General features: G+C 64.0%; 20 protein-coding genes. 11 read left to right on the plus strand and 9 right to left on the minus strand.

Features of this window, described 5'->3' with window-relative positions; genetic code table 11:
• Positions 1–87: 87 nt before the first annotated feature.
• Positions 88–1,893, minus strand: a complete 1,806-nt coding sequence (locus AC1DYC_RS23095; protein ID WP_477410127.1) for an IlvD/Edd family dehydratase — start codon at positions 1,891–1,893, stop codon at positions 88–90.
• A gap of 145 nt (positions 1,894–2,038) precedes the next feature.
• Here AC1DYC_RS23095 and AC1DYC_RS23100 point away from each other — a divergent pair, with 145 nt between their 5' ends.
• Positions 2,039–2,488 carry an SRPBCC family protein gene (locus AC1DYC_RS23100; RefSeq protein WP_477410128.1) on the plus strand — a complete coding sequence of 150 codons (450 nt, stop codon included), beginning with the start codon at positions 2,039–2,041 and terminating at the stop codon, positions 2,486–2,488.
• Positions 2,489–2,664: 176 nt separating this feature from the next.
• On the opposite strand, the gene AC1DYC_RS23105 is transcribed toward AC1DYC_RS23100, so the two are convergent.
• Positions 2,665–3,843 (minus strand): Mrp/NBP35 family ATP-binding protein, encoded by a 1,179-nt coding sequence (locus AC1DYC_RS23105; protein WP_477410540.1) that lies wholly within the window; start codon positions 3,841–3,843, stop codon positions 2,665–2,667.
• Between the two features lie 157 nt (positions 3,844–4,000).
• Between AC1DYC_RS23105 and AC1DYC_RS23110 the strand changes: the two genes are divergently transcribed.
• The 10 genes from AC1DYC_RS23110 to AC1DYC_RS23155 all read left to right on the plus strand — a co-directional run bounded on the left by AC1DYC_RS23110 (position 4,001) and on the right by AC1DYC_RS23155 (position 14,170).
• Positions 4,001–4,900 (plus strand): LysR family transcriptional regulator, encoded by a 900-nt coding sequence (locus AC1DYC_RS23110; protein WP_477410129.1) that lies wholly within the window; start codon positions 4,001–4,003, stop codon positions 4,898–4,900.
• Between the two features lie 134 nt (positions 4,901–5,034).
• Positions 5,035–5,514, plus strand: a complete 480-nt coding sequence (locus AC1DYC_RS23115; protein ID WP_477300416.1) for a formate dehydrogenase subunit gamma — start codon at positions 5,035–5,037, stop codon at positions 5,512–5,514.
• The gene (locus AC1DYC_RS23120; protein ID WP_477410130.1) at positions 5,511–7,067 is read left to right on the plus strand and encodes a formate dehydrogenase beta subunit; all 1,557 of its coding nucleotides are present in this window, start codon (positions 5,511–5,513) and stop codon (positions 7,065–7,067) included. The genes AC1DYC_RS23115 and AC1DYC_RS23120 overlap by 4 nt, the downstream gene beginning before the upstream one ends.
• A gap of 10 nt (positions 7,068–7,077) precedes the next feature.
• A complete protein-coding gene (fdhF, locus tag AC1DYC_RS23125) occupies positions 7,078–9,990 on the plus strand; it encodes a formate dehydrogenase subunit alpha (protein WP_477410131.1) in 2,913 nt (970 codons plus the stop codon).
• A gap of 2 nt (positions 9,991–9,992) precedes the next feature.
• Positions 9,993–10,823: a formate dehydrogenase accessory sulfurtransferase FdhD gene (gene fdhD, locus AC1DYC_RS23130; RefSeq protein ID WP_477410132.1), complete on the plus strand. Its 831-nt coding sequence runs from the start codon at positions 9,993–9,995 to the stop codon at positions 10,821–10,823.
• On the plus strand, positions 10,813–11,127 hold the full coding sequence (locus tag AC1DYC_RS23135; protein WP_477410133.1) for a formate dehydrogenase subunit delta: 315 nt from the start codon (positions 10,813–10,815) through the stop codon (positions 11,125–11,127). Before fdhD ends, AC1DYC_RS23135 begins: the two co-directional genes overlap by 11 nt.
• A 134-nt stretch (positions 11,128–11,261) precedes the next feature.
• On the plus strand, positions 11,262–12,815 hold the full coding sequence (locus tag AC1DYC_RS23140) for an alpha/beta fold hydrolase (RefSeq protein WP_477410134.1): 1,554 nt from the start codon (positions 11,262–11,264) through the stop codon (positions 12,813–12,815).
• Between the two features lie 109 nt (positions 12,816–12,924).
• Positions 12,925–13,404 carry a carboxymuconolactone decarboxylase family protein gene (locus AC1DYC_RS23145; RefSeq protein ID WP_477410135.1) on the plus strand — a complete coding sequence of 160 codons (480 nt, stop codon included), beginning with the start codon at positions 12,925–12,927 and terminating at the stop codon, positions 13,402–13,404.
• 77 nt (positions 13,405–13,481) lie between these two features.
• On the plus strand, positions 13,482–13,844 hold the full coding sequence (locus AC1DYC_RS23150; RefSeq protein ID WP_023688799.1) for a nuclear transport factor 2 family protein: 363 nt from the start codon (positions 13,482–13,484) through the stop codon (positions 13,842–13,844).
• Between the two features lie 11 nt (positions 13,845–13,855).
• Positions 13,856–14,170 (plus strand): hypothetical protein, encoded by a 315-nt coding sequence (locus AC1DYC_RS23155; RefSeq protein ID WP_477279241.1) that lies wholly within the window; start codon positions 13,856–13,858, stop codon positions 14,168–14,170.
• A 19-nt stretch (positions 14,171–14,189) separates the two neighbouring features.
• Here the strand turns inward: AC1DYC_RS23155 and AC1DYC_RS23160 are convergent, their stop codons facing one another.
• From AC1DYC_RS23160 to AC1DYC_RS23190, 7 genes are all read right to left on the minus strand, one after another.
• Positions 14,190–14,888 carry a hypothetical protein gene (locus AC1DYC_RS23160; RefSeq protein WP_477410136.1) on the minus strand — a complete coding sequence of 233 codons (699 nt, stop codon included), beginning with the start codon at positions 14,886–14,888 and terminating at the stop codon, positions 14,190–14,192.
• A gap of 155 nt (positions 14,889–15,043) precedes the next feature.
• Positions 15,044–16,471, minus strand: coding sequence for a gamma-aminobutyraldehyde dehydrogenase (locus tag AC1DYC_RS23165; protein ID WP_477410137.1), 1,428 nt, complete (start codon positions 16,469–16,471; stop codon positions 15,044–15,046).
• A gap of 20 nt (positions 16,472–16,491) precedes the next feature.
• A complete protein-coding gene (locus AC1DYC_RS23170) occupies positions 16,492–17,307 on the minus strand; it encodes an ABC transporter permease (RefSeq protein WP_477410138.1) in 816 nt (271 codons plus the stop codon).
• Entirely contained in the window at positions 17,297–18,265 is a 969-nt protein-coding gene (locus tag AC1DYC_RS23175) for an ABC transporter permease (protein WP_477410139.1), read from the minus strand. Before AC1DYC_RS23175 ends, AC1DYC_RS23170 begins: the two co-directional genes overlap by 11 nt.
• Positions 18,262–19,260, minus strand: coding sequence for an ABC transporter ATP-binding protein (locus tag AC1DYC_RS23180; RefSeq protein ID WP_477410140.1), 999 nt, complete (start codon positions 19,258–19,260; stop codon positions 18,262–18,264). Before AC1DYC_RS23180 ends, AC1DYC_RS23175 begins: the two co-directional genes overlap by 4 nt.
• 172 nt (positions 19,261–19,432) lie before the next feature.
• Positions 19,433–20,587: an ABC transporter substrate-binding protein gene (locus AC1DYC_RS23185; protein WP_477410141.1), complete on the minus strand. Its 1,155-nt coding sequence runs from the start codon at positions 20,585–20,587 to the stop codon at positions 19,433–19,435.
• A gap of 269 nt (positions 20,588–20,856) precedes the next feature.
• On the minus strand, positions 20,857–21,768 hold the full coding sequence (locus AC1DYC_RS23190) for a LysR family transcriptional regulator (protein ID WP_181056415.1): 912 nt from the start codon (positions 21,766–21,768) through the stop codon (positions 20,857–20,859).
• Positions 21,769–21,847 lie beyond the last annotated feature (79 nt).

Raw genomic sequence — 21,847 nt, forward strand, 5'->3', positions numbered from 1 at the left:
CGGCCCGGCCAAAACAAGGGCGCAGTCATGACAAAGGGCGGTCCGCTCAGCAGACCGCCCTTTCGATTTCGGCAAACGATGTCGCGCTCAGTGATTGTCCCTCGGCACGCCTTTGGTGTGCGCGACGTCCTGATACTTCACCGCCGGCTTCAGCACCATGCCTTCGGAGAACTGGTCGACCATGCCGCGCTGGATCTCCTGCCACGGCGTCTGGTGCTGGGGATAGTGATAGCCGCCATTGCCTTGCATCGCGGCGCGCCGCTTGGCGATCTCGTCGTCGCTGACGAGGATGTTGGCGGTGCCTTTGCGTAAGTCGATACGCACACGGTCGCCGGTCTTGAGCAACGCCAGGCCGCCGCCTATTGCCGCTTCCGGCGAGGCGTTGAGGATCGACGGCGAGCCCGACGTGCCTGACTGGCGGCCATCGCCGATGCAGGCCAGCGCGTGGATGCCCTTCTTGATGAGATAGGCCGGTGGCTGCATGTTGACGACTTCGGCGCCGCCGGGATAGCCGATCGGGCCGGCACCGCGCATGAACAGGATGGTGTGCTCGTCAATGCCCTGCGCCGGATCGTCGATGCGGGCGTGGTAATCCTCCGGCCCGTCGAAGACCATGGCATTGCCTTCGAAAGCTTCCGGATCCTTCGGGTTAGACAGGTAGCGCTCGCGGAATTCCGGCGAAATGCCGCTGGTCTTCATGATCGCCGAATCGAAGAGATTGCCGCTGAGGTTGATGAAACCGGCATTGGTCTTCAGCGGCTTGTCGACGCTGCGGATGACATCCTGGTTCTCGTTGGCCACGCCGCGGCAATTGTCGCCGATCGACTTGCCGTTGGCGGTCACGGCGTCGGGATGCGGCAAAAGCCCGGCCTTCAAAAGCTCGGCCACCACCGCCGGCACGCCACCGGCATGGTGATAGTCCTCGCCGAGATATTCGCCCGTCGGCTGCAGATTGACGAGCAGCGGCACATTGAGGCCGATCGCTTGCCAGTCGTCATTGCTCAGCGGCACGCCGAGATGGCGGGCGATCGCATTGAGGTGGATCGGAGCGTTGGTCGAGCCGCCAATGGCCGAATTGACGACAATGGCGTTCTCGAAGGCCTTGCGGGTCATGATGTCCGACGGCTTCAGGTCTTCATGCACCATCTCGACGATGCGCTTGCCCGTCTCGTAGGAAATCTGGCCACGCTCGCGGTAGGGTGCGGGGATCGCGGCCGAGCCCGGCAGTTGCATGCCAAGCGCCTCGGCCAGCGAGTTCATCGTGGTGGCGGTGCCCATGGTGTTGCAATAGCCGGTGGACGGCGCCGAGGAGGCGACGATGTCCATGAACTCGTCATAGTCGATCTCGCCGGCCGACAGCCGTTGGCGCGATTCCCAGACGATGGTGCCGGACCCCGTGCGCTTGCCCTTGTGCCAACCGTTGAGCATCGGGCCGACCGACAGCGCGATGGCCGGAATGTTGACGGTGGCCGCTGCCATCAAAAGCGCCGGCGTGGTCTTGTCGCAACCGATGGTGAGCACGACGCCGTCGAGCGGATAGCCGTAAAGCACCTCGACCAGGCCGAGATAGGCAAGGTTGCGGTCGAGTGCTGCGGTCGGCCGCTTGCCGGTTTCCTGGATCGGATGGCACGGGAATTCGAACGGGATGCCGCCCATCGAGACGATGCCTTCGCGCACGCGCTTGGCGAGTTCGATATGGTGGCGGTTGCAGGGCGACAGATCCGAGCCGGTCTGCGCGATGCCGATCAGTGGCTTGCCCGACATCAGCTCGGCGCGCGTCAGGCCGTAGTTCAGATAGCGCTCGAGATAGAGCGCGGTCATGCCTGGGTTGTCGGGATTGTCGAACCACTCCTGCGAGCGAAATTTCTTCTTCCTGGTGGGGGCGCCTGCCATCGTGGTCTCCGTATTTGTAAGACAAATCGATATGGCAACGCGTGGAAGCAGGCAAGAGGGCGCACCGTCGCATCCGGACTTTGGTGCGATAGACAGGCAGCTGACCGTACGTTAGGCCTGCTGGAGTAGCGCTCGGGAGGTGTCGATGGCTTTGGTGATCGAAGGCGAGGAACGCATTGCCGCTCCCTTGCAGAAAGTCTGGGAAGCGCTGAACGACCCGGACGTGCTGCGGGAAAGCATCCCCGGCTGCCAGAACCTCGATATGAAATCGCCGACCGAAATGGCGGCGACCGTGGTGGTGAAGATCGGGCCGATCAAGGCGACCTTCAACGGCGAGGTGACGCTGAAAAACCTCAAGCCGCCGCATTCCTACACCATCCAGGGCGAAGGCAAGGGCGGCATTGCCGGTTTTGCCAAGGGCGGCGCCGATGTCACGCTGACGGCCGACGGGCCGGATGCGACGGTGCTCAAATACGCGGCCAAGGCCGATGTCGGCGGCAAGATCGCCCAACTCGGCAGCCGGCTGATCGAATCGACTTCGAAGAAACTGGCCGGGCAGTTTTTCTCGACATTTGGCGAGAAAGTGGGCGGTTAGCTCCCTCCCCCTTGCGGGGAGGGTGGCCCGAAGGGCCGGGTGGGGTCCGCGGTGACGCGATGGCGCTATTTCTTCGCAAGGCCGAGGCAGCTTGACGCAGGTCAAGGCAGCTGAGGCGACCCCACCCGCCGCGCTTCGCGCGGCACCCTCCCCTCAAGGGGGGAGGGATATCAGCGCTACTCGAACACGATGCTCGGCACCGCCGCTGCTGCGGCGCCACGCTCTTCGTTGACTCGCTCCCAGACCTTCGACGCAATGTCGCGGTAGATCTTGGCCTCGGCGCTATCGGGCTTCGACGCCACCACGGGCGAGCCTTCATCAGAACTTTCGCGAATGCCCATTTCCAGTGGCACTTCGCCGAGGAAGGTCACGCCGAGCCGCTCCGCCTCGCGCCGTGCGCCGCCATGGCCGAAAATGTCGTAGCGCTTGCCAGTGTCGGGAGCGATGAAATAGCTCATGTTCTCGACGATACCGAGCAGCGGCACGTCGACCTTCTTGAACATATTCAATCCCTTGCGGGCGTCGATCAGGGCCAGATCCTGCGGCGTCGAGACGATGACGGCACCGGCCAGCGGCACCTGCTGGGCCATGGTCAGCTGCGCATCGCCGGTGCCGGGCGGCATGTCGACGACGAGCACGTCGAGCCGGCCCCATTCGACCTCGCGCAGCATCTGCGTCAGCGCCGACATCACCATCGGGCCGCGCCAGATCATCGGCGTCTCCTCGTCAACGAGGAAGCCCATCGACATCACCTTGAGGCCGTAATTCTCCATCGGTTTCAGGATCTTGCCGTCGACCGTCTGCGGCCGGCCATGGATGTTGAGCAGCCTGGGCATTGACGGGCCATAAATGTCGGCATCGAGCACGCCGACGCGCAACCCATTGGCGGCGAGCCCGAGCGCGATGTTGACGGCGGTGGTCGACTTGCCGACGCCGCCCTTGCCGGATGCAACCGCGATGATCGCCTCGATGCCGGGCACGCCACGCTTGCCCGAGCTTTGCGAGGCGGGGGCGTGCGGAGCCGCGCGCGGCGCGGCAGGCGGAGCCGGTGGTGCGGGCCTGGGTGCAGGACGCGCCGGAACCGGCGCCTCCATGCCGCCGCCCTTCTTTTCCGCCGTCAGCGCGACGACGGCGCCGGCGACGCCGGGAATCGCCTTGACGACGCGCTCGGCGGCGGCGCGCAACGGTTCCATCTCCTGCGCGCGGACAGCGGGAACGGTGATCGAGAAGAATACTTTCGAATCGGCGATGAAAATCTCCGAAACCATGCCGAGATCAACGATGTTGCCGGTGAAGTCCGGCCCGTTGACCGTCTTCAGGCGCTCGGTGACGATTTCCTTGGTGACGGACATCAGGTCTTCCTTATGCAAGCTTGCGCCTGAGATAATGCAGTTTCCCGGCGGAACCAAGTCGTGGCGCAACAGCCGGCGTGCTCTGCCCGGAAATCGGCGGAATAGCTGAGGTGCCCAACTGCGTCTGGCGCCGCCGCCCGGCGCCGGTTAGCTTGCGCCAATGATCGACAAGCTGGAATTCTTCATTGCGCTGGCCAAGGAGGAGCATTTCGGCCGGGCGGCGGAAGCATGCGGGGTCACGCAGCCGACGCTGTCGGCCGGTATCAAGCAGCTGGAAGGCCAGCTCGGCGTCATGCTGGTCAATCGCGGCTCACGCTTCCAGGGGCTGACGCCGGAGGGCAAGCAGGTGCTGGAGTGGGCGCGCCGCATCGTCGGCGACTCCAGGACCATGCGCGAGGAGATGCGTGCGGCGCGCCACGGCCTGTCCGGACGCATCCGCATCGCCGCCATTCCAACCGCTCTGGCCATGGTGGCGCGGCTGACGACGCCCTTTCGGGCCAAGCATCCCGGTGTCACCTTTTCGATCCTGTCGCGGACCTCGATCGAGGTGCTGTCACTGCTCGGCAATTTCGACATCGATGCCGGCATCACCTATCTCGACAACGAACCGTTGGGACGAGTGACCAGCGTGCCGCTCTATGACGAGCGCTACCAGCTGATCACCGCGGTCGGAAATCCCTATTCGGATCGCGACAAAGTGACATGGGCCGAGCTCAGCCAGTTACCGCTCTGCCTGTTGACGCCGGACATGCAGAACCGCCGCATCATCGACCAGCACCTGGCCGAGGCCGGCACACAGGTTCGGCCGACGCTGGAATCGAATTCGATGATCGTGCTGTTTTCGCATATCAGGACCGGAAAATGGTCGTCGATCATGCCGCTCAACCTTGCGGAAACATTCGGCTTTTCCGAGCCGATCCGGGCCATTCCGATCGTCGAGCCCGATGCCAGCCACACCGTTGGGCTGGTGGCCGCACCGCGCGAACCGCACACGCCGCTGGTGCAGGCGCTGCTGGACGAGGCGATGGCGCTGGCAGACGATTTCCGCAACCACCGCTAGGCTAGAGACTGGGTGCCGGACGTGCTTGATAGAAAATTTCTATCAAGCAACGGATCAGCTTTATTGATTTCGCGGGTTTCCTCTGTTTTTGTAACCACTTAGCGATAAACCGCTTCGACCAGGGAGGGCGCTGCATGCCAATGCAGCCTGCAAGTACCGAGATTCAGTCGCGCACGGCAGCGATCATCCAGGAGCTGAAGGGCCTCGAAGGCCCGCTGCTGCCCATCCTGCACGAGATCCAGGAAGAATTTGGCCACGTACCGCAGGACGCGGTGCCCGTCATCGCCGATGGGCTGAACCTGTCGAGGGCCGAGGTCCACGGCGTCGTCACCTTCTATCATGATTTCCGTGCCCGCCCGGCCGGCCGGCACGTGCTCAAGCTCTGCCAGGCGGAAGCCTGCCAGTCGATGGGTTCGGATGCGGTCGCCGCAAAGGTCAAGCAGTTGCTCGGCATCGATTTCCATGAGACCACCCGCGACGGATCGGTTACACTTGAGCCGGTCTATTGCCTCGGGCTTTGCGCCTGTTCACCGTCGGCGATGCTGGATGGTGAGGTGATCGGGCGGCTCGATGACGAGAAGATCGAAGAGATCGTCGCGGAGGTACGCTCATGATCCCGCGCATCTACATTCCCGCCGATTCCGGCGCGCTGGCGCTCGGCGCCGAAAAGGTCGCGAAGGCTATTCGTGCAGAACTGGCCGAACGGGGCATTGAGGCCAAGATCGTGCGCAACGGCTCGCGCGGCGCCTATTTCCTCGAACCCATGGTCGAAGTTGCGACCGAAAAGGGGCGCGTCGCCTACGGGCCGGTCAAGTCATCCGACGTCAAGAGCCTGTTCGACGGCGGCTTCCTCACCGGCGGCTATCACAAGCGCTGGCTGGGCGCGCCTGACAAAATCCCGTTCCTGGCCAGGCAGACTCGCCTGACCTTCGCGCGTTGCGGCATCAACGACCCGCTGTCGCTCGACGCCTACAAGTCACTGGGCGGACTGAAGGGCCTGCAGAACGCGGTGGCCATGGCGCCGCTCGACATCGTCAAGCAAGTCACGGAATCGGGCTTGCGCGGTCGTGGCGGCGCTGGCTTCCCGACCGGCATCAAGTGGAAGACCGTGCTTGATACGACGTCCGAGCGCAAATACATCGTCTGCAACGCCGATGAGGGCGACAGCGCCACCTTCGCCGACCGCATGATCATGGAGGGTGACCCCTTCGTGCTGATAGAGGGCATGGCGATCGCCGGCATCGCCACCGGCGCGACCAAGGGCTTCGTCTATATCCGCTCGGAGTATCCGCATGCGGTGGCTGTCATGAACAAGGCTGTCGAGGTCGCCCGCAAGGCAGGCGTGCTCGGCCTCAACGTGCTGGGTTCGCCGAACGCCTTCGACATGGAAATCCGGGTCGGCGCCGGCGCCTATGTCTGCGGTGAGGAAACGTCGCTGCTGAACAGCCTTGAAGGCAAGCGCGGTGTGGTGCGCGCCAAGCCACCGCTGCCGGCGATCCAGGGCTTGTTCGGCAAGCCGACGGTGATCAATAATGTCATCTCGCTGGCTTCCGTGCCGATCATCATGGACAAGGGTGCTGCCTTCTACAAGGATTTCGGCATGGGCCGCTCGCGCGGCACGATCCCGATCCAGATCGCCGGCAACGTCAAGCATGGCGGCCTGTTCGAGACGGCCTTCGGCCTGACGCTCGGCGAAATCGTCGACGACATCGGCGGCGGCACAGCGACTGGCCGGCCGGTGAAGGCAGTGCAGGTCGGCGGGCCGCTCGGCGCCTATTTCCCGCGCGGCCTGTTCGACACGCCGTTCGACTACGAAGAGTTTGCCAAGCGTGACGGCCTGATCGGCCATGCCGGCATCACTGTGTTCGACGATACCGCCGACATGCTGAAGCAGGCGCGCTTCGCCATGGAATTCTGTGCCATCGAGAGCTGCGGCAAGTGCACGCCCTGCCGCATCGGCTCGACACGCGGGGTGGAGACCATCGACAGGCTTGCCGCCGGCATCGAGCCGGAAAAGAACCTGGCTCTGGTCACCGATCTCTGCAACACGATGAAGTTCGGATCGCTCTGCGCGCTGGGCGGCTTCACGCCCTACCCGGTGATGAGCTCGATCACCCATTTCCCCGAAGATTTCAAGCCCGCGCCGGCGCGCGTGGCTGCTGAATAGGAGCTGGCAGATGAACATCAAGGCCGACTTCCCGACGCTCATCGAAGAACTCGACTACGGAACCCCGGAATCGAAGGCGCAAAAGCAGGTCACGCTGATCGTCGACGGCCGCAGCATCAGCGTGCCGGAGGGTACGTCGATCATGCGCGCGGCGATGGAAGGCGGGGTCGAGATCCCAAAGCTCTGCGCCACCGACATGCTGGACTCGTTCGGCTCCTGCCGCGTCTGCCTCGTTGAGATCGAAGGGCGCGGCGGCACGCCGGCATCCTGCACGACGCCGGTCGGCGAAGGCATGGTGGTGCGCACGCAATCCGACCGGCTCGACGCCATCCGCCGCGGTGTCATGGAGCTTTACGTCTCCGACCATCCGACCGGCTGGAACGAGAAGGCCGGAACCGGCGCAAGCGAGTTCGACGTTGTGGCGAAGTCGGTCGGCCTGACCGAGAACCGCTATGGCGTCGAGGGCCGCAACCACGTCAAGGAAGAGAACGGTGTCGCGCCCGGCCATGGCTTGCTGGCGGTCGACTACATCGCCCGCGATGAGTCAAACCCCTATTTCACCTATGATCCGGCGCAATGCATCGTCTGCTCGCGCTGCGTGCGGGCCTGCGAAGAGGTGCAAGGCACATTCGCGCTGACGATCGAGGGCCGCGGTTTCGAATCGCGCATGGTCGCCGGCATGCATGAGGATTTCATCGCCTCCGAATGCGTGTCCTGCGGCGCCTGCGTGCAGGCCTGCCCGACCGATGCGCTGCGTGAAAAGACCGTGCTTGAGAAAGGCTTGCCCGAGCGCTCCGCGGTCACCACCTGTGCCTATTGCGGCGTCGGCTGCTCTTTCAAGGCCGAGGTGAAGGGCGACGAAGTCATTCGCATGATGCCCTACAAGGACGGTAAGGCGAACCACGGCCACTCCTGCGTGAAGGGCCGTTTCGCCTATGGCTACGCGACCCACAAGGACCGCATCCTGTCGCCGATGATTAGGGAAAAGGTCAGCGATCCCTGGCGCGAGGTAAGCTGGGAAGAGGCGATCGCCCATACGGCCAAGGAATTCCGCCGTATCCAGTATCAATACGGACGCACCTCGATCGGCGGTATCACCTCCTCGCGCTGCACGAATGAGGAGACCTATCTGGTGCAGAAGCTGGTGCGCCAGGGCTTCCGCAACAACAATGTCGACACCTGCGCCCGCGTCTGCCACTCGCCGACCGGCTACGGCCTCGGCCAGACCTATGGCACCTCGGCCGGCACCCAGGATTTCGATTCCGTCGAATTCACCGATGTCGCCGTCATCATCGGCGCCAATCCGGTTTCCGCCCATCCTGTGTTTGCTTCGCGGCTGAAGAAGCGGCTGCGCCAGGGCGCCAAGCTGATCGTGCTCGATCCGCGCCGCACCGAAATGGTCAAGTCGGCGCATGTCGAGGCCGACTACCACCTGCCGCTGAAGCCCGGCACCAACGTGGCGGTGCTGACGTCGCTCGCGCATGTCATCGTCACCGAAGGACTTTTCGACGAAGCCTTCATCCGCGAACGCTGCGACTGGACGGAGTTCCAGGACTGGGCCTCCTTCGTCGCTTTGCCGGAGAACAGCCCCGAGACCGTCGGCAAGCTTTCCGGCGTCGACCCGGAGCTGATCCGGGGTGCTGCGCGGCTCTATGCCAAGGGCGGCAACGGCGCGATTTACTACGGCCTCGGCGTCACCGAACACAGCCAGGGTTCGACCACGGTTATGGCTATCGCCAACCTTGCCATGGCGACCGGCAATATCGGCCGCCCAGGCGTCGGCGTGAATCCGCTGCGCGGCCAGAACAATGTGCAGGGCTCATGCGACATGGGCTCGTTCCCGCATGAACTGCCGGGCTACCGCCACATCTCCGGCGAGGCGGTGCGCGACATCTATGAGACTTTGTGGGGCGTGAAGCTCGACGACGAACCCGGCCTGCGCATCCCCAACATGCTGGATGCCGCTGTCGACGGTTCCTTCAAAGGCATCTACATCCAGGGCGAGGACATCCTGCAGTCCGACCCTGACACCAAGCATGTCGCGGCCGGCCTGGCGGCGATGGAATGCGTGGTCGTGCACGACCTGTTCCTCAACGAGACAGCTAACTACGCGCATGTCTTCCTGCCGGGCTCGACCTTCCTGGAGAAGGACGGCACCTTCACCAATGCCGAGCGCCGCATCAACATGGTGCGCAAGGTGCTGGAGCCGAAGGCGCGCTACGCCGACTGGGAGGCGACGCAGGAGCTTGCCCGTGCGATCGGGCTTGACTGGAACTACCAGCATCCCTCCGAGATCATGGACGAGATCGCCAAGACGACGCCAAGCTTCGCCGGCGTCTCCTTCGATCTGCTCGACCGTGTCGGATCGGTGCAATGGCCCTGCAACGAGAAGGCCCCGCTCGGCACGCCGATCATGCATATCGACGGATTCGTGCGCGGCAAGGGCAAGTTCATCCGCACCGAATATGTGGCAACCGACGAGCGGACCGGGCCGCGTTTCCCGTTGCTGCTGACCACCGGCCGCATCCTCAGCCAGTACAATGTCGGTGCACAGACGAGGCGCACCGAAAACGTCATGTGGCACTCGGAAGACCGGCTGGAGATCCATCCGCACGATGCCGAGAACCGCGGCGTGCGCGATGGCGACTGGGTGCGGCTGACCAGCCGCTCGGGCGAGACGACGCTGCGTGCGCTGATCACCGACCGGGTGTCGCCGGGTGTGGTCTACACGACGTTCCACCATCCGGACACGCAGGCCAACGTCATCACCACCGACTTCTCCGACTGGGCGACCAATTGTCCGGAGTACAAGGTGACTGCAGTGCAGGTCGGCGCCTCCAACGGGCCTTCGGACTGGCAGCGCGACTATGACGAGCAGGCGCGCAACAGCCGCCGCATCGCTCCGCTGCAGGCGGCGGAGTAGTCTTGGCCGCGCGCCGCAAAGCAACGACGCAGATATCGCGGCTGGCGCACCGTGCCAGCGGCACTGCGGCGGCCAACCGCATGGTGCCGGAGGAGACGCCGGTGGCCTTCTCGTTTGCCGGTACCACCCATGCGGTGATGATGGCGAGCCCGGCCGATTTCGAGGATTTTGCGCTCGGCTTCTCGCTGACCGAAGGCATCATCAGGTTGCCCGACGAAATCGAGGCGATCGAGGTCGAGGACCATGGCGCCGGGATCGACATCCAGATCCGGCTGAAGGACCAGGCCAACACACGCTTCGAGGCGCGGCGGCGGCGCTTGGCCGGACCGGTCGGCTGCGGGCTGTGCGGCATCGAATCCATCGAGGAAGCGATGCGCTCGGTCGACAAGGTCGGTGCGTCCAAGCTTACGCTTGATTCCGATGACATCGCCCGTTCGGTGAAGCTTCTTTCGAAGGTGCAGCCTCTGCATTCGGAAACCGGCGCGGTGCACGCCGCGGGCTTCTATGTACCGGGCAAGGGCATTGTCATGGCCCGTGAGGATGTCGGCCGCCACAATGCGCTGGACAAGCTGGCCGGCGCGCTGGCCAAGGCCGGGATCGACGGCGCTACAGGTGCTGTCGTCGTGACCAGCCGCGTCTCGGTAGAGATGGTGCAGAAGACGGCGGCCATCGGCTCGGCCTTCATCATGGCCGTCTCGGCGCCGACAGCACTTGCCATCCGCACTGCCGAAGAAGCCGGTATGACACTGGTGGCGCTGGTGCGCGGCGACGATTTCGATGTTTTCACCCACCCGGAACGGGTGGTCTTGGGAGTTGCCCAGCATGTCGCATGACGAAGACCACATCACGAGCACCAGGGAAAAGCTGGTGCGGATGGCCAACCAGATTGCCGCCTTCTTCCATTCGAGGCCGCGCGAGGAAGGTGTGGCTGGCGTAGCCGAGCACATCAACAAGTTCTGGGAGCCCAGGATGCGTCGCCAGTTCTTCGAGATGCTGGACAGCGGCGGCGAAGATTTCGACGAGCTCGTCGTCGTGGCCTCGGCCCGGATCAAGCGGCCGAAGACCGAGGAGCAGGCCGATGTGAGCATCGGCTACGTCCAACCCACGGGTGCAGAGAGCGCCGCTCCCCAGAAATAGCCCCAAGAATAGCCGGACGAACGCGGTTCGGGTCGCCAGGCTATATTCCCGTCTTCTAAAGTTTGACTGCCGCATCCGGCAGGCGTCTGCTATGGTCGACGATCAGAAGTCGTCTGGCCGGGCGGGATGCAGTCGTGAGGCCGATCGAGACGCGATATGCCCTCAGTGGCGACGTGCGGATCGCCTATCAGGTGGTCGGCCAGGGATCGTTCGACCTGGTTTTCGTGCCGGGCTTCATTTCCAATCTCGACCTTCATTGGGAAGACGAAGGCTATACCAGGCTGTTGAAACGGCTCTCGGCCTTCTCGCGGCTAATCCTGTTCGATAAGCGCGGCACCGGCCTGTCCGACCGCGTCGACCCACGCCATCTGCCCAGCCTAGAGACCCGCATGGACGATGTGCGCGCGGTGATGGATGCCACCGGCAGCGGCCGCGCAGCCCTGCTCGGCGCCTCGGAAGGCGCGCCGCTGGCAATGCTGTTTGCCGCCACCTATCCGGAGAGGACACGGGCGTTGGCGCTTTATGGCGGCTATGCGCATTTCCACAAATGGGTGATGCCGCCGGACCGCCTCGAGGCCTTCATCGCGACCGTCGGCACGGAATGGGGCACCGGCGCAACTTTGCCCAACTTCGCGCCGGGCCGCGTCGATGACCCGCATTTCACCCAGTGGTGGGCGCGCTTCGAACGGCTGTCGGCCAGCCCGACGGCAGCGGCGGCGCTGGCCCGGATGAATGCCGACATCGACGTGCGCGATGTGCTCTCGGCGATCAGCGCACCGACGCTGCTCCTCCATCGCCGCAACGATGTGCGGGTCGACCCCGACGCCAGCCGCTTCCTGGCGAAAAAGATCGCGAATGCGCGGCTGGTCGAAATCCCCGGCCGCGATCACCCGATCTGGACCGGCGACGTCGACCGGGTAGCAGACCTGCTCGAGGAATTCCTTACCGGCGAGCGTGCCGTGGCCGAAGCGGATCGCGTGCTTGCCGCTCTTCTGGCGACACGCATCTACGACACGGCGCGGGTGGGCGACCGCATGTGGAGCGAACGCAGCCAGCGCTTCCAGGAGAGCTGGCGGCAGCTGGTCGGCCGTCATGGCGGACGCGTCGCCGGCATCCATGGCGAATTGATGATCTCGCGCTTCGACGGGCCAGCGCGGGCCATACGCTGCGCGGCGGCGCTGCGCGATGCGGCGCAACATATGGGCATTGCATGCGCGCAGGGCGCGCATGTCGGCGAGGTCGAGATGCGCGGGCCGCCGGTCGGGCTGATGGCACGGGTGACGATGCAGATCGCCGCCCATGCCGGGCGCGGCGATATTCTGGCGTCGCGGCTGGTCGCTGACCTGGCGGCCGGTTCGGGCCTGCATTTCATCGATGCCGGGCGCGTCACGGTGGATGAGCTGGACGAGCCGCTGGCGCTGGTCCAGGCGACGTCGGAACAGCATCTCGAGCCGGCCTGCCGTCCCAAGGCCAAGCCTGCCGAGCAGGCTCAACTGACGGCGCGCGAAAGCGAGGTAGTGGGCCTGATCGCCGACGGCAAGAGCAATGCCGCAATCGCTGCCGAGCTGAGGCTGAGCGAGCATACGGTCAAGCGTCATGTCGCCAACATATTGCTGAAGCTCGACCTGCCGTCGCGGGCAGCGGCAGCGGCATTTTCCGCCAGGCACACTGGCCCGGACGGGCCATAGGAGCCATGGCGCTTTCGGGCGAAGCGGGCAAGGTGGCCTCGGCGCTACCAATTCTCTCCATGCAGCCCAGGCGGATGTCGCCGGGAAGGCGCTGCGAACGGAGGATGCAATGCTGAAGTCAAACAGATCGATCAAATCGCTGATGATAGCGGCAAGCGTTGGCGCGCTGTTCACCATCGCCCCTGCCAAGGCCGAGGATGCCTCGGCGGCCGCCGCCTACAAGGATATCGAGGCGACGCTCGGCTCGGTGCCGGACATGTTCAAGACGCTGCCCGACGTTGCGGTTGCCGGCGCCTGGGCCGAGATCAAGGGCGTGCAGCTCAACCCCAAGACCGCGCTCGACGGCAAGACCAAGGAGCTGATGGGGCTCGCCGTCGCCTCGCAGATCCCGTGCCAGTACTGCATCTATTTCCACACCGAGGCCGCCAAGCTCAATGGCGCGACCGATGAGGAGATCAAGGAGGCGATCGCGATGGCAGCCATCGTGCGCCACTGGTCGACGATGCTCAACGGCAGCCAGGTCGATTTCGCGACCTTCAAGCAGCAGACCGACGGCGTGTTCGCGGCCGTCAAAGCGAAGTCGCAGTGAACAACCCTGCCCGGCGATGGGCGCCGGGCAGTGCTCGTGATCATCAACCGCCCGACCGACGGGCCATGGAGGAGAAAATGCTGACCAAGACGCAAAGCGTGGACGGCGCGGCGATCAAGAAAGCGATCGAAGGGCGGGACGGCAGGATGCTGGCGAGCTTCTATGCCGACGATGCGCTGGTGCGGGTGATCGATCGCAACAACCCGCCGAGCAAGCCGCGCGAGATCCGCGGCCGGGCGGCGATCAGCACGTTCTGGGACGATATCTGCAGCCGGGCAATGACCCACAAGGTCGACACCACCATCGCCGATGGCGACAACCTCGCCTTCACCCAGGCCTGCGCCTATCCGGACGGAACGAAAGTGTTCTGCGCGGCGATGCTGGAGTTGAAGAATGGGCGGATTGCACGACAGACCGTCGTGCAGGCCTGGGACGAGTGAGGAGGAGAGACATGTTCAGCGCCAGATGGCAGATCGACGCCAAATTCGGGCACAAGCAGACCGTGCTTGAACTGCTCAAGAAATGGGAGCGCGAGATCGGCTCTCAGGTCGGCATTGCCGACCTCAAGTTCCAGATCATGACGGGTTCGATCGGCGCCCGGGAAGCGACGGTGGAATCGCATCATCAGGTCGAAAGCCTTGCCCAGTTGGAGAGTTTCTTTGCCAGGATCGGCAAGATCGACGCCCACGCCAAATGGGGCAAGGAGATTGAGCCCTTCGTCGTGTCGGGCACCAGCCTTTGGAACATCTACCGCATCGTGGAGTAGGAACTGCGCGTTTCGGCCGTCAGTTGCGGCGGCCGAAATTCGTTTTCTGCCCGGCGAAGCGGCCTTCCCTGGCCAATCCGGCCGCCGCCACACGTGCCGGCTGATTTGGCAGCGTGGCTTGCTTGGCCAGGGCGGCCGCTATCAGGGCGTCGGCCTGGCGGGCGCGCTGGTCCGCGCCTGCATTACCGCCAAGGTTGCCGGCCGCAGCGTAGGCCTCTGCCCGCCGTCGGGGTTTGAAAGCAAGATAGAGAAGCAGCGCGCCGAGCAATCCGCCGCCGATGACGATCGTCAGACGCGCGCCGGTCATGCCGGTGCGCTCGATCTGGGTCGGGTTGGCGGGGTTCTGGACGACGGTGAGCTTGTCGCCGACCTGCGGCTCACGGCCGCCGTCCTTGTTCAGCTCCATCGTCGTCTCGACGGCATCGGAACCGGTGCCGACGCGCAAGGTGCCGGTGAATTTCTGTTTCACCTTCCACTCTTTGTCCGCGTGCACCGTCTTGAACGCCTCAACCAATTCGCAGGGGATCGTGGCGGTGCTGACAGTCTTGTAGACGACCTTGTGGGCAGTCGATTCCATGTCGCATTCGACGTTGACCGCAATGACCTCGGCCGGCACTTCCGGCCAACCGCCTTTCTTCAGCATGTCCTTGCCGCCGAAGAAGGCCATCACCAGGCAGAACCCACCAATCATGACCAGCTTGATCTTGGTCGTATTCATGCGCAAACCCCCTCGCCGCGCGGTTTCTCGGCAAGGAGGCTGCTCGTTCAGGTTGAATATTCAGTAAATCATGAACTTTGGTCGGGCGGCGAAAGTAACTTACGCTTAATATACAGAGAACGGCACGGCGAATATTTTATGGATAGTGGCAACCTCTACCCGTGGGCCACCATCACATGCCTTACAGCCGTATAGTCCTCCAGCGCGTAGAGCGACATGTCCTTGCCGTAGCCGGACTGTTTCAGTCCGCCATGCGGCATCTCGTTGGTCAGCATGAAATGGGTGTTGATCCAGGTACAACCGTACTGAAGACGTGCGGCCGTCGCCATGGCGCGCGAGACGTCCTTGGTCCACACCGAGGACGCCAGGCCATAGTCGCTGTCATTGGCCCAGGTCACGGCTTCGTCGACCTCGGAGAAGCGGGTGATCGACACGACCGGGCCGAACACTTCGCGGCGCACGATCTCGTCCTCCTGCAACGCGCCGGCAACCACGGTCGGCTGGTAGTAGAAGCCGGAGCCCTCGCCCGGCTTGCCGCCGGTGGTGATCTCGATGTGCTTCAGTTCCGAAGCGCGCTCGACGAAGCTTGAGACGCGGTCGCGCTGGCGGCGCGAGATCAGCGGGCCGATCTCGTTTTCGGTGTCGTCGGGCTGGTTGTACTTGATGGTCGAGACCGCCGAGGACAGGTCGGCGACGAGCTTGTCGTAGATCTTCTTGCCGGCATAGATGCGGCAAGCAGCCGTGCAGTCCTGGCCGGCATTGTAGTAGCCGAAGGCGCGCAAGCCGTTGACCACGGCGCCAAGGTCGGCGTCGTCGAAGACGATGACCGGCGCCTTGCCGCCAAGCTCCAGATGCGTGCGCTTGACCGACTTGGCAGCGGCCTGCAGCACCTTCTTGCCGGTGGCGACGTCGCCGGTGATCGAGATCATATTGACCTTGGCGTTGTTGATCAGCGTGTTGCCGACGCTGTCGCCGCGGCCGAGCACGACGTTGACGACGCCTTCGGGCAGCACCTCGGCCAGGATTTTCGCCAGTTTCAGCGCCGTAAGCGGCGTCTGTTCCGACGGCTTGAAGACGACGGTGTTGCCGCCGGCAATCGCCGGCGCCAGCTTCCAGGCCATCATCATCAGCGGATAGTTCCAGGGCGCGATCGAAGCGACGATGCCGATCGGATCACGCCGCACCATCGAAGTGTGGCCGGGCAAATATTCGCCGGCGACCACGCCAGGCATGGAACGCACCGCGCCGGCAAAGAAGCGATAGCAGTCGACGATCGCCGGGATTTCGTCATTGAGCACGGCATTGATCGGCTTGCCGCAGTTCAGCGCCTCGAGCGCTGCAAATTCCTTGGCCTGAGCTTCGATGCGGTCGGCGATCTTGAGAAGGTAGCCCGAGCGCTGTGCCGGCGTGGTCCGCGACCATGTGACGAACGCCTTTTCCGCCGCCGCGACAGCAGCCTCGATCTGCGCCGGGCTTGCTTCGGGCAGGTTGAGAATGGTCGCCCCGGTCTTTGGATTGAGGATCGGTTCCTCGGTCTCGGTGCCCTTGTCGAAGGTCGAGCCGATCAGCATCTGGGTGTCCATGGACATCTCTCCCTTATCGGTTATTTGCCCGAGCCGGCGATCTGGTCGCCGTCGCGGGTCAGGTAATAGGCAAACAGGATGGGCAGCAGCGTCACCAGAACCACAACCATGGCGACGACATTGGTGACCGGACGCTGGCGCGGCCGGATCAGCTCCTCCAGCATCCAGATCGGAACGGTCTGCTGCTGGCCGGCGGTGAAGGTGGTGACGATTACCTCGTCGAAGGACAGCGCGAAGGCCAGCATGCCGCCGGCCAGCAATGCGGTCGCGATGTTGGGCAGCACGACATGCCGGAAGGTCTGAAAGCCGTCGGCGCCGAGATCCATCGAGGCCTCGATCATCGAGCCCGAGGAGCGGCGGAAACGGGCAACCGCATTGTTGTAGACGACGACCACGCAGAAGGTGGCGTGGCCGAGCACGATCGTCCAGAACGAGAACGGGATATCGGCGAGCGAGAAGGCCGAGCGCAGCGCGATGCCGGTGATGATGCCGGGCAGCGCGATCGGCAGGATGACCAGCAGCGAGATGGTCTCGCGGCCGAAGAATTTCGTTCGCGATACGGCGGCGGCGCACAGCGTGCCCAGGATCAGTGCGATCGCCGTCGAGATGGCGGCGACGCGGACCGAGAGCGACAGCGCCTCCCACACATCCGGCCGGTTCCAGGTGACGGCGAACCATTGCGTGGTCAGCCCCGGCGGCGGCCAGACGAAGCTCTTTTCCTCGGTGGTGAAGGCGTAGACGAAGATCAGCAGGATCGGCAGATGCAGGAACAGCAGGCCGCAGGCGGCTGCTATCTTGAGGCCGAGCGGGGCGGACTGCGAACCGTCAGAGCGCATCGAATGCCCCCATGCGCTTGGCGCCCCAGAGGTAGAAGCCCATGATGACGATGGGCACCACGGTGAAAGCGGCGGCGAGTGGGATGTTGCCGGCGGTACCTTGCTGCGAATAGACGGCCTGGCCGATGAAGAGCCTAGATGTGCCGATGATCTGCGGGATGATGTAGTCGCCCAGCGTCAGCGAGAAGGTGAAGATCGAGCCGGCGACGATGCCGGGCAGCGCCAGCGGGAACAGCACGTTGCGGAAGGTCTGGCCCGGCGACGCGCCGAGGTCGGAGGACGCCTCGACCAAATTGCCAGGCACGCGCTCCAATGCTGCCTGCACCGGCAGGATCATGAAGGGCAGCCAGACATAGACGAAGGCAATGAAGGTGCCGGTGGCGGAGACCGACAGCGAATTGCCGCCGACGACCGGCAGCGACAGCCAGCCATCGAGTATCCAGAGCAGATGCAGTTTGGCGAGGAGCCAGGTCAGGATGCCTTCCTTGGCAAGGATCAGTTTCCAGGCGTAGATCTTGACCAGGTAGCTCGACCACAGCGGCAGCATGACGCCGAGATAGAACAGCGCCTTCCAGCGGCCACGGGCATAGCGCGCCGCGTAGTAGGCGATGGGGAAGGCGATGACGGCCGAGGCCAGCGTGACCAGCGCCGCCATCGTCACGGTGCGCAGGATGATGTCGAGATTGGCGGCCTGGAACAGGTCGCCATAGGTCTTCAGCGTGAACTCATGGTTGATGAGGCCGGAGAATTCGTCGATCGAGAAAAAGCTCTGCGCCAGCAGCGCGAACAGCGAGCCGATATAGACGACGCCCAGCCACAGAACCGGCGGCAGCAGCATAAGGAACAGCAGGAGTTGTGGCCGACGCCAGAACAGGTCAGCGAGCGCACCGCGCATGCCGCCGCTGCCGGGCAGGATGGCGGGGGCTGTGGCGCGCGGCATGGCGGCGTCGAGGCTCATGCCGGCTCGTCCATCAGATGCAGATGCTCGCGGTTGAAGGTGAGCACCACCGCTTCGCCTTCCGCCGGCAGTTTTGTGCCGGCCGGCACGATGGCGTGCAGCCTCAAGCCATCGGCGTCGAGCGCCAGTCTCGTGGTGGCGCCGAGATAGTTGGTCCCGACCAGGCGGGCGGCAACGCCATCGCCTTTCGCAGCGCGGCCTATGCGAATGGATTCAGGGCGCAAGCTGCCCCAGCGGTGCTGGCCAGAGTAACGCTGGACGAAATCCGGCGGCAGCACGTTGGACGAGCCGACGAAATCGGCGACGAAGCGGGTCTTCGGCCGCTGGTAGATGTCTTCCGGCGTGCCGATCTGCATGATCTTGCCGTCATTGAAGACGGCGACGCGGTCGGCCATCGACAGCGCTTCGCCCTGGTCGTGGGTGACGAAGACGAAGGTGATGCCGAGCGCCTTCTGCAGCGACTTCAGCTCTTCCTGCATGTTTTCGCGCAGCTTGAGGTCGAGCGCGCCGAGCGGCTCGTCGAGCAGAAGCACCTTGGGCTGGTTGACCAGCGCACGGGCAAGCGCGACGCGCTGGCGCTGGCCGCCGGAGAGTTGGCCGGGACGGCGGGCGCCATAGCCGGGCAGGCGCACCAGCGACAGCGCCTCTTCCGCCGCCTTCTGCCGTTCGGCCTTGCCGACGCCCTTGACCATCAGCCCGTAACCGACGTTGTCGAGCACGTTCAGATGCGGGAACAGCGCGTAGTCCTGGAACACGGTGTTGACGTTGCGGCGATAGGGCGGCACGCCTTCAGCGCGCTCGCCGAAGATCGAGATCGAACCCGAGGTCGGCTGCTCGAAGCCGGCAATGAGGCGCAGGCATGTCGTCTTGCCGGAGCCTGAGGGGCCGAGCATGGCGAAGAATTCGCCGGGCACGATGTCGAGGTCAACCGCATCGACGGCGCGCACGCTGCCGAAATGGCGAGACACTTTCTGGAAGGAAACGGCCGAGGTCATGGGCTGTCAGTCTGTTGCCTGGTTGATCTTCTGATGTCGTGCGTAACCCGCCCTCCCCCCAGATGGGGGAGGTCGCGGCCAAGCCGCGGGTGGGGGTGCTTGGCACGAACCGCCGCGCCCCCCACCCCGACGCTGCGCGTCGACCCTCCCTACAAGGGGAGGGTGAGAGCGATTACCGCCCCCCGATGACGCCGATATAGTCCGACACCCAGCGGTAATAGGGCACGCACTGGTCGTTCTGGGTGGCGCACTTCGAGACCGGCGTCTTCCAGAACTTGATCTTGTCGAAATTGTCGTAGCCGTTGGTCTTGCAGCCTTCGTCGGTCAGAAGCTCGTTGCCCTTGCAGGCGGCGGGCACGACCGGCAACGAACCAAACCAGGCCGAGACATCGCCCTGGACCTTGGGCGACAGCGAATGTTCGAGCCACATATAGGCGCAGTTCGGGTGCGCGGCGTCGGCCTCCATCATTGTGGTGTCGGCCCAGCCGGTGACGCCTTCTTCCGGCACCGTCGAGGCGACCGGCTTCTTGGCGGCGACCAGCGTGTTGACCTGGTAGGGCCATGAACCCGAGGCGACGACGCCTTCGTTCTGGAAGTCGTCGACCTGGATGGCGGCGTCATGCCAGTAGCGGCCGACCAGCGTGCGCTGGACGCGCAGCAGGTCGAGCGCTGCCTTGTACTGGTCTTCGTTGAGCTCGTAGGGATCCTTGATGCCGAGTTCCGGCTTGTGGAACATCAGATAGTTGGCGGCGTCGGCAATGTGGATCGGACCGTCATAGGCCTGGACGCGGCCCTTGTTGGACTTGCCGTCCGGCAGGTTCATTTCCTCGAAGACGATGTTCCAGCTCTTGGGCGCTTCCTTGAAGACATCGGTGTTGTACATCAGGACGTTCGGACCCCACTGATAGGGGACGCCGTAATGCACCTTGTCGACGGTGAACCAGGGCGCGTCCTTCAGGCGGTCGTCGACGCTCTTCCAGCTCGGGATCAGATCGGTGTTGATCGGCTGCACGCGCTTGCCGGCGACGAGGCGCAGCGAGGCGTCACCCGAGGCGGTGACGAGGTCGAAGCCGCCCTCATTCATCAGCGAGACCATCTCGTCGGACGTGTTGGCGGTCTTGACGTTGACCTTGCAGCCGCTCTCCTTCTCGAAGGAGGTCACCCAGTCATAGCCCTTGTCGGTTTCGCCGCGCTCGATATAGCCGGGCCAGGCGACGATGCTGACCTCGCCTTCGCCCTTGCCAAGCTCCTTGACCTGGGCGACGGCCTGACCGGAAAAGGTCAGCGCTACCGTCAAAGCCGTGCACGTCTTCAGAAATGAATTCATCGTCAATCTCCCATTTTGGCGCCTGACTGCGAAGCCGGTCTTCGCTGCGGTCAGCCGCAGGCTGAAAAGCATCAGTTCGTCCGATGGACATGTCGCCGCTCTGATGGCGGCTTTCGTCCCTGAAACGAAAAGTGCTTGGAAAACTCCGGTTTCGCAAATTCATTTATCAGAAACACGATATCGGTTTTTCCGATAGATAGATACCGAATGCATGTCGCTCAAAAGTGGTCCCGGTTTTGAGAGAACGACATGCAAAAAAGCAAAGACTATCAGCGCTGCTGGCGCACTGTGCGCTGCGACTGGGCGAGGCCGATGAAGTCGCGCGCCGCTTGCGGCAGGCCGGAGCCGCGGCGCCAGACCATGCCGACCTGGACCACCGGCAAAGTGCCTGAGATATCACGCGATTCGATGCGGTCGCCTTCCAGCGACCATGGCCGGTAGACGAGGTCGGGCAGCAGCGCCACGCCCGCACCGGTGGCGACCAGGCTGCGAACCGCTTCCACAGAACGTGTGCGAAAGGCGACATAGGGCTTGGCGCCGATCGCCGCCAGAAGCTTGCCGGTGCTTTCCTCGATCTCGTCGACGGTGAGCATGATGAGCGGTTCGCCGGCGATGTCGCCAATGCCGATAATGTCGGCGCTGGCCAGCTTGTGGCTGAGCGGCACCCACAGCCGGTAGGCCGAGACTTCGAGGATTTCCGACTGCAGCGCTGTGCGGTCACGCAGGTTCGAGGTGACCATGACGGCGATGTCGAGCTTACCGCCGATCAGCAGGTGCTCGAGATAGTCGCCATTGTCCTCGATGGCCGAGACATCGACGCCGGGATAGGCGCGGCGGTAGCGCGCCAGAAGATCGGACAGCACATAGCCGGCGACCAGCGAGGTGACGCCGAGTTGCAGGCGTCCGCCGGCCACCACCTGATCATCGGAGAAAGCGCGACGCGCATCGGAGACGTCGGCCAGGATCTTGGTGGCATGGCGCAGGAACTGGTGGCCTTTGTGGGTGATGTTAAGGCCGCGCGGATGGCGTTCGAACAATTCGACGCCGAGATCGCTTTCCAGTTCCTTGATCGCCTCAGTGACCGAGGATTGCGAGATGGAGAGGTTCTGGGCCGCGCCCGACACCGTGCCTTGCTCGGCGACGGCAATGAAGAACTGCAGCTGGCGGATGGTGAAGGCCATGGCCGGACTAAACACCGGCGCGGCAGGGAAGGAAAGTAGGCGGCTGGCTTATCCCTGGCACGATAGCTGGCGCGCGCCT

The organism is Mesorhizobium sp. P2_E7 (assembly GCF_056403855.1).